The organism is Chitinophaga sp. (assembly GCF_036566945.1).
GTDB lineage: Bacteria > Bacteroidota > Bacteroidia > Chitinophagales > Chitinophagaceae > Chitinophaga.
This window is the reverse complement of the sequence record NZ_DATCVJ010000681.1, coordinates 1-1525: the sequence shown is the minus strand read 5'-3', so window position 1 is coordinate 1525 and position 1525 is coordinate 1. Positions and strand designations below refer to the sequence as shown.

The 1525-nt window shown below is 45.8% G+C and carries 2 protein-coding genes; both read right to left on the bottom strand.

Annotation, left to right across the window (positions count from 1 at the left end):
• Window positions 1-302 (bottom strand): hypothetical protein (locus tag VIP81_RS20645; protein ID WP_331965617.1); only part of this gene is annotated, 302 nt, incomplete at its 3' end.
• 120 nt (window positions 303-422) lie between these two features.
• The gene (locus tag VIP81_RS20640; protein ID WP_331965614.1) at window positions 423-1406 is read right to left on the bottom strand and encodes a hypothetical protein; all 984 of its coding nucleotides are present in this window, start codon (window positions 1404-1406) and stop codon (window positions 423-425) included.
• Window positions 1407-1525: the final 119 nt, after the last annotated feature.

Genomic DNA, 1525 nt, shown 5'->3' with positions numbered 1-1525 from the left:
TCATAACGAGCGTTAATAGCCTTCTCAGATTCGAAGGTCTGAAGCTTACGCTTAGCCTGCTCCATAAGCGTAATCTTTGCACGAGCTTCGAGCTTAATCTTATCGCGCTGGTCTTCAAGTTCCCGACGCTTACGCGTAATCTCATGAATCTGACGCATAAGCTCTTGCTCAGCCTGCTGCTGCATTCTAATTTCAGTTGCCATATCAGCAACAGCAGTTACGGCGTTCTTTTGCGCTTCTTCTTCAGTCTTAACCCATTCCCTAAGAAGCTCAGGGTCTTCAGGAATCTCATAACTAGCCACTTAATATCTCCTCGACGATATAAGCTTAAGGGGCTACAGGGGGTTAGTGGGATCACACCCTGTAGCCGATGAACCTACACAGGCTAGGATTGTATCATATTGAGCTGTGTAGTGGTTTAACTACTCTCCGTCAGGAATGAAAATTCCCATTTCAACCGCGATGCGGATTCCGTCCTTAATGCCCCGCTTGTACTCATCCGATTCGTTTCGAGATTCAAGCACTTCAATAAGCTTGGAATTAAGGATGCGATAGCTACCGTTTTCGTTAGCCAGAAGCGCTCCGAGATTCGTATTAGTAGCCTCGAAGTTAATACGAAGAAGATCGTGGAGCCCCTTAAAATAAACATCCATGGTTTCAATAGAAACCGAAGGAGACTTATCGAAGCGCTTAAAAAGCTCAGCGAACTTGTTGTCGAAGTATCCCTTAACATCAGTCTCGGTAGGTTGCTGCGGATTAAGATTTGCAAGCGTTGCCTTAATTTCGGCAAGCTGAAGCTTAACGTCGTCGAAGGGATTAGAAACCGGCTGAGTAGGAATCTTTTCGACCATCTCAATATTTCCAGTCTTTGTCTCGGACTTAACAATAGCTGTGGGGGTGACAACCTTGTAAGGGGTCGGGGAAGTTACCTTGTCCAGAATATCAGTGTGGGCGAAATAACGCGCGCCCTTCTGATCGGGGACCTTCTCTCCTGTAAAGATAAGAGTGCCGTCCCTACGCATACGGGACAGCTCGGAATAAACTTCCGACTTATTGCGGCGGGGGAATGCTTCACACACCATCTTAGAAGAGACCTTATAGGTCTTCGTGTCTCGGTAAAGGTTCTTAATGAACTCTTCAATTTCCCGAGCAAAAGCCATACTGCGACCCATAGTGTTATCCTCTGATCCCTGATCTACAACTTTTACGTTGTAGTCATTTTCTTTCATACTGGTTATATGGTACGTTTCGCTGATATCACACCAGTAGTAGCGCCTAAAGCCATAGTAGTTCTCCGTTTCAGCAATAGCAGATTCTTTGGTACGATATTTAAACTTGCCACACTTACAACGAATATCGGGAGCATCGGGCATACCAGCTACAGTAGATGCTCGAAATCGTGCCAAAGACTTCCATTTATCAGACGTACGTTTTTTCTGTCGCCTACTAATAGCTAGACCCCCTTGGCTACAGGGAGGGGCCACCAGTAATTTCTAGTGACCCCACCCTAAGCTTTAATTACTCT